This is a genomic window from Methylobacterium sp. J-001 (assembly GCF_022829565.1).
In the GTDB taxonomy this organism is placed as follows: Bacteria; Pseudomonadota; Alphaproteobacteria; order Rhizobiales; family Beijerinckiaceae; genus Methylobacterium.
Genome location: NZ_JAKSYN010000162.1, coordinates 154,386 through 163,139, shown reverse-complemented (window position 1 = coordinate 163,139; position 8,754 = coordinate 154,386). Strand labels below are relative to the sequence as shown.

The window sequence follows — 8,754 nt, the reverse complement described above, 5'->3', positions numbered from 1 at the left end:
CCGCGCCCTGCTGCGCCTTCGCCTGCTTCGCCTTGGCTTCGCGGGCCGCTTTCAGCTTCGCTTCGCGAATCTCCTCGAGTCGCTCCTCGCGCTTCTGCTCGCGCAGCTTCTCTTCGCGGATCTTGCGAAGCTTGGCCTCGGCCTCGCGCCAGAATGCGGCCGGTCGCGCCGCCCTGGCGGCCAGATGGGCGGCGAGCACCCCCTCGCCGTCGGCCACCATCGAGCGGAACTTCAGGCAGCCGAAGCTGCGCCCGTCCCGACCCAGCCGCGTGTGCCGGAAGATCGGCGCCTTGCGGTCCCCGGCCCAGACCAGCGCGGCGATCACCAGCATCAGCGGCAGAAGCAGGAACAGCGCGGTGGCCGCCACCCCTATATCGAGCCCACGCTTGGCCGCCCATTCGAGCCGCAGCTCTCGAACCACAAAAGGCGTCTCCGGCAGGGCGGAATCTGCAACCGCGACGCTCACTTGATCAACAAAATGTTCAGCAATATCAACAACTTCGATCCCATGTTGCGGCGCAGTAGTAGCTATGGATGGCGTTGATCCAACCGAGCGCAGCATGATCGAGAGCTCCTCGAAAGTGGGTTAAGCGGGCGTTAAAATTCTATTTTCGGCCAGATAGCAGGGGAAATCATCCTCCACAAGCGTCGATGCAATTGTCTTTCAAGTTAAGAAAGTTTTAAAGTTACGTATATAATCTCACTTTGAAACAGATAGATTGAATTAGGACGAGAATATGACCGAGAAATCAGAATTATTGTCAAAATATATTCGAGATTATTAAAAATAGAAAAATCCGAAAGAGCGTCGTCTTGTTAGTAGTTTTGTTGTGCGCCGCACTCGGCGGTGGTGTAATTGGGTCCATTGTAGGTCTGGAGTGGAGCTGGATTGGTGCGCTGATCGGAGCACAACTCGGCGCGACGATTGGAACGCTCGCCGCAGCGATGATCAGTCGCCCTCGGTAAAGAATACTGAGTTTGCCGTGCGTGAGCCCTTGGCCGTCAGGCTGGTCTGCTCTGCAAGATGTAGACGGACGACGTTAGAATCCACGACGCCCAGGGGCGAACGCCCTCACAGGGCGGTTGGAACAGGCATCTCTAGTGAAGTTCAGCGAATGATGCTGAACTCAGATGACTCGGTCCATCGCCTTGGAAGACATACGCTCAGCAGAGCCGAACGGACGGCTCTTGCCATCCAAATTTCGCAGGTAGAGCAAAAGCGCGGCGGATAGGACCGCAAGGCTGCCACCGAGCGGCGCGGCCACGAGAGCCAAGAGGAAGCTGTACTGCCAGCACATCTGAAGCGCGGCTGCTCCGCCGATGTAGGCGGCGGCTATCAAGACGATGAGGCTCGTTCGCGCAGCCATGGCAACCCTCGACGTGTCGCCATGCTCGCTTATAAGTTGTATTCACTGCAATCAAACGCAATTTCTACGTAGCGTTTACCGGCGTGCTTCTCGGCTGCAGTTACTTACGAAGCGTGGCTATTGGCAGGGCCCTGCCGAAGGGTGGCCGCCGCCTTCACGATCGAAAGAACGCTGTTGCGCGTCGTCTCGTCGGAAATGCTATTGAACGCCATAACCAGTTCCATCACCTTCGGATCGGCGAAGAAGGTCGGAGCCGCAACCGCCCCATCCTCAGTGCCTAGTTGCCCAGCAAAGAAGGTCTCAACTGGCACCTGCAGCAAGTCCGCAATGGCCTGAAGCCGACCGGCACCGATGCGATTGCGGCCCTTCTCGTACTTCTGCACCTGCTGGAAGCTCACGCCGATCGCTTGCCCAAGCATCGTCTGGCTCAAGCCCTGCGCCGAGCGGAGCGCCGCGATCCGGCTTCCGATGATGCGATCGGCGTCGGTGGCCAGCTTCGGCGCATGGGTGGCGGTCATCGTAGGCAGCTTTCGAGATGCGAGGGAGCCGGGGGGGCGCCGTTGCCAACCGGACAGGAAACACAACCGCATACGGCGACATGCACGATTAAGTTGCGCAACCCCTAACTGCATTCAATGCATAGCTTGGGTGTAGCTAGCACCTGCCCCATCGTGCTTAAGCGGCAGCCTTAGATGCCCTCCGCATCTTTTGCTTTCCGCGGTCGACCCACAGCACGCTTCGGTTTGTCAGAGACGATTTCCGTAGGCGCGGCGGCCTTCGGAACCGTCTTCCGGCGCTGCAAGCCAAGGCCAAGGTTCTTGGCAAGCGTAGAGCGCTGCTCGGAGTAGCTGGTCGCGGTCATCGGGTAGTCGCGGGGAAGGCCCCACTTCTCGCGGTAGGCTTCAGGGGTCAGTCCTCTGATCGTCAGGTGGCGGCGGAGGGTCTTGTACGGCTTGCCGTCCTCGAAGCTGATCAACGCGTCGGTTGTGACCGACTTCCGGATCTGCGACGGAGTCAGCTTCTCGGTTGCCGGAGCAGCAATAACATTGCCCTGGCCAATCCCCGAGAGCGCAGCGTGGGTGCTCGCAATCAGCGTCGCAAGCTCAGCACCCTGCACGTGGTTGTTCGACACATAGGCCGAGACGATGCCGGTCGTCAGCTCGATAAGATCGACGTTTCCGACCTGAGATGTTTCGATCATGTCGTCCATGCTGCACCTAAGCGAAGAACTACCATCATTCGTTTTAAATGCGGCCAAATTCGGCGGGTTGCATCAAAACTATGTATGAACTCGGATATTGTCAGAGCGGCAGCCTCAAACGCCGATACAAATTTTGACGGTGATTGAGTGGGATAGTTCCGACGAAATAATTTGTTAACCAAGATCACAGCAGCCTGCGATTGAGCAGGTTACAGGTGTCGCCGTGAACCGAGCCTTCCCCGTCAGCGCCGAAGATCCGGCCGCCGATTGTCCGGTCCCAATCGACATGCTCAGTCGACTCTATCGCGCAGAACCAGAGGCATTGGCTGACCAGCTCGGCGGCATCCCGGAAGCCACGCGGGCCCGGTTGGCCGTCTACCTCTACGGGCGCAGCCACACACGCCAACTCGGGGTGCAGATTGCAGCGACCTGCGAGGGTGCCAGCCTTCGGCGGGTCGCTGGTTTTGTCGGAAATGCGCTACACGATCTCTCGCGACAAAACCCGAGCGCATGGGTGGATGCCAGCCCTTCGGCCGGCGGCAAGCGAGGGATCAGCCTCGCAGGGTCACGAGTTGCAGCACGCTAATGCGGGAGCTTTCGGGTTGCTCCTAAGTGCTCGATGACGAACCAGGCCGCCCACTCCTCGGCGGCCAGCCCGAATTAGTCTACTGAAGGCTGCCCCGATGGGGCGCATGGCGGGCAGCCCATTGCTCGACGGTCAGGATCGGCCCGCGCAGGACGAGAGTACTGCCAATGCGGCGGGCACGGCCGTCGGCGACCCACGTGCGCCAATCTCGAACCGCCTCGGCTGCGATCTCGGACGGGTAACCGGCGAGGTTGAGCAGGCCGGTGATCGTATCGCCGCCGCGCCGGGCCTCGATGCGGTCCAGGCGCTTGGTCAGGCCAGTGACGTTGCTCATGCCGTTGGGCTTCCTGCTTGGGCGACTGCCGGCCAGTCGGCGCGGATTGCCAGGACAGGCCAGCCTCGGCGGTGCTCGCTCCTTTCGATGAGCGCGACGAAGTGCGGGGCAGATGCTTCACCTGGCGCAAGGCGAAGCACGATCGCCCGGGGTGCTGCGGCAGGATCACCGGCTGCGCGAAGGCGCTCGATCCGGCTCAAGCGGTTTCCGAGGCTGCGGGTCATGTGTCTGCCATCATGAAGGCCTCGAACACACCTCGGGCGCGATTGCGGGGCTCCGTCTTGGGCTCTGCCTCTATCGCGGCCAGGGAGGCGGCACGAATGTCGGGACAGTCCCGCGCTGCTGCTGTCAATGCGTCGCGCTCCCGCTTGGTCAGGCGTGGCACGAACTGACGGGCCGTGTGCCGCGCTTCGACCTTGCGAAGCCGCTCGGTGATCATCCTCATGTGTGGGCCTCCAGGCGGGCGAGACGGTCCTGCACGTCGGTCAGCTCGATCCCGCGAAGAACGGTCTCGACCAACTTGCCGAAGTCGGCGGCCTCGGATGGGGTGAGCTCGCCCTCAGCGACCGCTGCCACGAGGGCAGCGCTGGCCTTCACGGCGTCGGCTGCGGTGGCGATCGCGGGAAGGGCGAACGGTACGGGGCGATCCTTGCGAGGTGGGCACAGCCGGTCGAGGCACAACCGCAGGGCAGGCCCGTCGCCGTCCAGCGCCATCTCAATCGCCTTGCGGGTCAGCGCCTCGGCCTCGCCGTCCAGCAGCGCCTCGATGGCGCGCGTGGCTTGGTTGCGGGCGCCTTTGGGCCTTCCAGCTGGGTTGCCGGATTGACCAGCTCCGAATTTTCCGCCGTTCGACATTGCCTATCGTATCACAGAAAGCCCATTGGCTTAAGCTATAGTGCGCTACCTGAAAATACAGGATGAGAACAGATCAGTGACCGTGATGCGAGGCTCCGAGTTGAGCGGCTGCCTCCGGACCATTTCAGGCGGTCCAAATAGGCACGGACGTCAAGCTTGGATCATTCCCCTTCAGGGTGCGTAGCGCTCAGAGGCGGGTAGCTGGCGAGGTAACGGGCTCGTTCCCAGAGATCGATGCCGTGGCCGTTGGACAGCATGGCCGCCACAGCCTTCGCCGCATCGTCGGTATCAGCGTCGAGGATGTCGGCTTTCCCCACGGTGCCGTCCTGACCGATGCTGAAAACGCAGTACATTCGCGGTCCAGGCTCTGGCTCATCGATACTGGTCGGCGACCCTGTCACGTGCGCGCCCGTCCAATGCAGCCGGGAGTATGACGGCTGCCCGCTCCCGATGAGAGCACCCACGCCAGCGGATCGAGGGGGTTAAAGAGACACTGGCGTGGGCGCCATCGGCTGGTCGCCGACGGGACTGGTTTTGCACAACCTATATGGGAATGCATCGCGTAAAACCACGCAGGCGTGCATATTCGCAAAGCGCGCGGTCACATTTCCGTCAATTAAAATCTCACATTTATTGCGCTTCAAATAAAATTCAAAATATTTTGCTTCAGTGCATCAATAGCAATCTAATTGATACACTACTAAAAGTATATGCGCATTTATGACGGCACACCTTGCGATCTGCATTGGAGGGTAAGCGCGTAGCTGGTACTGGGCTAAGGGCATTCTTCACTATCCGTCTGGCTTTAGGACAGACGCATATGGTGCCCCGCAGAAGCGCTGCCTGACGAGATATCGGTTTCCCACTCGTTGCAGACGCCCGGTGGTCAGGCTTCGGCCGCCTCCCGCAGCATCAGCTCCTGAGCGCTCTCGGCGAGTGCCTGCAGGACAGCGACGGCGGCCTGGTTCTGGACGCGTCCGGCATCGTCTCGAACCTCCAGGGTAATGGCGGTGGTGAGCGCCATCCGCCGGACGGCCTCTATCCCGGCGTTGTAGACGGCATACTAGCGAAGCGGCGTATGAAAAGTCAGCCTCGTTTTCATCCGTTGTGATGCGTGCGCCGCGGCACGTCACGGCGAACGATGGATACCCATCTATGTCCTGCACAAGAAGAAACAGGCCGGAATGAGCGGACTGTACCTTGTAAAGGCTAGATCTTACCCATGAAGACCCGTATCGCCGCCGCCGCCATTGGGCTTATCCTTGGCGTCGCTCCGATCTCGTCAGCCATGGCCGCCAACGGCGCCCGTTGGACCGGCTTCGTCACGCAGGATGTCACAGCCACCGGCTCACTCGGGCTCGGCGTGCACGACCATCCGAACTACGACCGTTGCCCGATGAGCTCGGCGGCGGAAGGCAACGCCGATCAGCAGACCCGCCCCGTGAAGCAGTACGGCCAGACCGCGGGCGGCTACCGCTGCTGATCCGGCAGATAGGCGATGAAGCTCAAGGCTGTTTCCTACGCGATGATCGCGGTTTTCGTGGTCGGGCTCCTCGTAACGCTCATCGGCTCGGTCAGCATGCTGCTGGGCTCGTAGCCCCGCGTCGATGGGCAGGCTGAGCCGTCGCCCAACATGACTTGATGGATTGGCGGCGGGGTGCAAACCCCGCCGTTTCCATGTCGACGGGCAGCTTCAGGCGTCCTCCGACCGCCCCTCCGCCGCGTACCAAGGCAGCAGCGCGTAATCCATCATCTCCTTGACGGCCGGCCCAGCCACGCCGCGGGGATCTTCGCTACCGGTCATCTTCAAGCTCAGTGCGAGAGCCTCGATGATGGTGTCGCGCTGCTTTTGACTCATCAGCGAGATGGCCGTCCCCAGAGTCTTCTGCAGCACCTCCACGCGGACTGTTAGGTCACGCAGCTCTTCAAGCAGGACGTTCTCAAGGGGTGAGGACATTTGGGCTCCGCAGGCTCGGTTGTCCTAGCGGTGTAGCGCGCTCGCCCACCGCCGTCTCGGCCGATAGAGGGGAGCCCTGTCCTCGCCCGGGCCCGATCCCGCGGCAAACTACGTACTCATCGATATCAATCAGGCATCTACCCCTGAATAAACTATATCCGGATGCGGGTTTAGACTGTTCCAGGCCGTGTTCAGCCTGAAAAACAGAACAGGCGGCCGACAGATGCCGATTATGGTCGATCTATCCGAGCTTCCTGCCCCGCTCGCACTCATCCTGCGTCCCTGGGGCGGCGTCTTAGAAACGGCGCCCGCTGGCATGGGAGAGAATGTTCGGACTGTAGCGGCCAACGCCGCAGCAAGCCTCTGGCGCCGGGTCGTGATGATGCCCCCGATCGAACAAGGGCTTGCGAAGGCCTTGTCCGCCTCAGCGGAGCTTGCGGCCGAGCTGAACCAGGGCGATCCGAGCCCCGCCAGCGTTCGAAATCAGGCGCTAGGCGCTTTCGATACCTTGGTGGCACTGCTGCATGAGGCGAGGCCTAACGCGCGGGCCAAGGGACTTGGGCTTGGTTGGTAGAAGCCTCACTCACGCCCACGCATCGGCGGATTGATGAACGAGCTGACCAGAACTGGTTCAGGGCGCCGGTCACATCCTGGCTGACCTGACCGGCTGGCTTTGGACCGGGCTGATTGAGAGGATCAGCCAGGACCAGAGGCGTTGGGGATCAGGCGAGGACAGATGCTTCTGGACAATGCGCACCCTGGCCGCCTCCTGTGGAGGACGTGCTGATGGAGGTCGCCCGACGCATCGAGCTGGGCTGAGGCCACGCCTGGCGTCGCCCTGGCTGCCTCTGCGGGCGACAAACGCCGTGGTGCGACTGACGCTGGTCCTCGTCGCCGTTAGGCGACGTGTGGGCCCTGGCGACTGAGTGCGAGGCTGACCTTGAGGCCGCCGGTGTCATTGATGCGCGAAGAGGACGGTAAGGGGGCGTGCGTGCGGCTGAGGAGAGCCTAGCTGTTTGGTCGCGGAAGGTTTCCGTCGGTGAGATCGCCCGGCCGATCATGCGGATCAAGGCCGACACGAGGTGCGCGACGGGTATCGGCCTTGTAAATCCTGCAGCGACCTTGACCGCCAGATGGATGCCGCGCGTGGAAAGTGTCGACAGCCGAGCGAGCCGTAGGACTGGCCGTGCTGCCCGGGCATGTGGCGAAAATGTTGAGGGCCGGGACGTTTGTCGACGCGGACCCTCGGCTTGATCGGCGCGTTGAGCGAGATGCACATCCAGCCATCAGCCTCGCCTGACCCCGCCCGTCTCGCCCTGACGGAGTCTGCCCTGGCCGTTGCGGACAGCCTGTGGCGGGCTGAGATGCGCCGAACCTATGGACCCGACGGGGTCCTGACCTACGCCTTCTCTCCTGAGGGACAGGGCGGGCTCGGGACACCGCTGCGCCGAACCTATGAGGCGCGGCGTGTGGCGGTCGCGCTGTGGCGCCACGAACGGCGGCGGGCAAGGTAGCAACTGGTGGAAACCCGAGAGGACATAATGGCCGAGACCGACAAGCCGCAGGGTGAAAGCGTCGTGCCGCCCACGGTGCCGATCCGGAATGTCAACGTGCCTGATCCGACGACGGGCAGCGAGCCTGGGAGCAAAGACCTGGTGAAGGACGCCGAGAGCACGCCCGATGATCCGGACGCGGCGGCTCAGGACGGTTTGGCTTAGACGCACCTCACAAAACGCCCGATCCTCGGGCGTCCCCCTCTGCACAAGACAGCGCAGAGGGCGTTTTGTGAGAGATTTTCAGGGGGCCTTCTGCCGGTTTGGCATTTCTCCAGCTGCGATCAAGGCGCTCGTGATCGCCACCATCCGCCGACCTTGATGGCGGGCCGCATCGAGATCCTCCGTCCGGGGCGGCCGGTTCTCTGAACCGACGATGGCGGACGCGCCATAAGGCGAGCCCGCTTCCAGCATGGCCGAATCGGTGTAGCCGGTCGGCAGGATCACCATGCCCAGATGCGCCATCGGGGCGTACAGCGAGAGCGTGACGACTTCGGATCCCCCGTGCGGCCAGGAAGCCGCCGCGAAGGCACCTCCGACTTTGCCGGCGAGCAAACCGCGTTTCCACTGTGGGCCGAGCAGGTCCAAGTAGTTCTTCAGCTCCGTCGCCATAGCTCCGAAATAGCAAGGTGTGCCGAACAGAATGGCGTCGGCCCACTCGGCATCCTCGTGTGTGGGAGCCGCGTACAAAGCATTCTGCCGGGCGGCAATCTCCGTCCACCCATCGACCTTCGCCATGACTGCCGCATCGACGACTTCGCGCGGCCTTCGCACGCGTATCTCGGCCCCTGCCTCCCGTGCAGCTTCAGCCGCAGCGGTTGCGAGGGCTTCCACGCTGCCCGTGCGCGAATAGTAGACGATCAGCAGACGAGTCGGATTCGGGGAGTTATCAGCCACACCA

The 8,754-nt window shown here is 62.1% G+C and carries 13 protein-coding genes; 2 read left to right on the top strand and 11 right to left on the bottom strand.

All coding sequences use genetic code 11. From position 1 onward, the window contains the following. The 9 genes from MKK65_RS20745 to MKK65_RS20705 form a co-directional block, all read right to left on the bottom strand. A partial coding sequence (locus tag MKK65_RS20745; RefSeq protein WP_243960012.1) for a sugar transferase occupies positions 1–562 on the bottom strand: 562 nt, incomplete at its 3' end. Between the two features lie 565 nt (positions 563–1,127). After that, positions 1,128–1,367, bottom strand: a complete 240-nt coding sequence (locus tag MKK65_RS20740) for a hypothetical protein (RefSeq protein WP_243960011.1) — start codon at positions 1,365–1,367, stop codon at positions 1,128–1,130. Between the two features lie 104 nt (positions 1,368–1,471). Next, the gene (locus tag MKK65_RS20735) at positions 1,472–1,885 is read right to left on the bottom strand and encodes a helix-turn-helix domain-containing protein (RefSeq protein WP_243960010.1); all 414 of its coding nucleotides are present in this window, start codon (positions 1,883–1,885) and stop codon (positions 1,472–1,474) included. A 170-nt stretch (positions 1,886–2,055) separates the two neighbouring features. Then, on the bottom strand, positions 2,056–2,577 hold the full coding sequence (locus MKK65_RS20730; protein WP_409565468.1) for a MucR family transcriptional regulator: 522 nt from the start codon (positions 2,575–2,577) through the stop codon (positions 2,056–2,058). A 656-nt stretch (positions 2,578–3,233) separates the two neighbouring features. Beyond that, complete coding sequence (locus MKK65_RS20725; protein ID WP_243960009.1) at positions 3,234–3,488, bottom strand: hypothetical protein; 255 nt, start codon at positions 3,486–3,488, stop codon at positions 3,234–3,236. Positions 3,489–3,708: 220 nt separating this feature from the next. Further along, positions 3,709–3,933 (bottom strand): hypothetical protein, encoded by a 225-nt coding sequence (locus MKK65_RS20720; protein WP_243960008.1) that lies wholly within the window; start codon positions 3,931–3,933, stop codon positions 3,709–3,711. Next, complete coding sequence (locus tag MKK65_RS20715; RefSeq protein WP_243960007.1) at positions 3,930–4,343, bottom strand: DUF5681 domain-containing protein; 414 nt, start codon at positions 4,341–4,343, stop codon at positions 3,930–3,932. Before MKK65_RS20715 ends, MKK65_RS20720 begins: the two co-directional genes overlap by 4 nt. A 161-nt stretch (positions 4,344–4,504) precedes the next feature. Further along, complete coding sequence (locus MKK65_RS20710) at positions 4,505–4,696, bottom strand: hypothetical protein (protein ID WP_243960006.1); 192 nt, start codon at positions 4,694–4,696, stop codon at positions 4,505–4,507. A gap of 533 nt (positions 4,697–5,229) precedes the next feature. Then, a complete protein-coding gene (locus tag MKK65_RS20705; protein WP_243960005.1) occupies positions 5,230–5,367 on the bottom strand; it encodes a hypothetical protein in 138 nt (45 codons plus the stop codon). Between the two features lie 198 nt (positions 5,368–5,565). On the opposite strand from MKK65_RS20705, the gene MKK65_RS20700 reads away from it, so the two are divergent. Next, positions 5,566–5,826, top strand: a complete 261-nt coding sequence (locus MKK65_RS20700; RefSeq protein WP_243960004.1) for a hypothetical protein — start codon at positions 5,566–5,568, stop codon at positions 5,824–5,826. Between the two features lie 210 nt (positions 5,827–6,036). Here the strand turns inward: MKK65_RS20700 and MKK65_RS20695 are convergent, their stop codons facing one another. Beyond that, positions 6,037–6,300: a hypothetical protein gene (locus tag MKK65_RS20695; protein WP_243960003.1), complete on the bottom strand. Its 264-nt coding sequence runs from the start codon at positions 6,298–6,300 to the stop codon at positions 6,037–6,039. 1,541 nt (positions 6,301–7,841) lie between these two features. Here MKK65_RS20695 and MKK65_RS20690 point away from each other — a divergent pair. Beyond that, positions 7,842–8,018, top strand: coding sequence for a hypothetical protein (locus MKK65_RS20690; protein WP_243960002.1), 177 nt, complete (start codon positions 7,842–7,844; stop codon positions 8,016–8,018). Between the two features lie 78 nt (positions 8,019–8,096). Here the strand turns inward: MKK65_RS20690 and wrbA are convergent, their stop codons facing one another. Then, positions 8,097–8,750: an NAD(P)H:quinone oxidoreductase gene (gene wrbA / locus MKK65_RS20685; RefSeq protein ID WP_243960001.1), complete on the bottom strand. Its 654-nt coding sequence runs from the start codon at positions 8,748–8,750 to the stop codon at positions 8,097–8,099. Positions 8,751–8,754 lie beyond the last annotated feature (4 nt).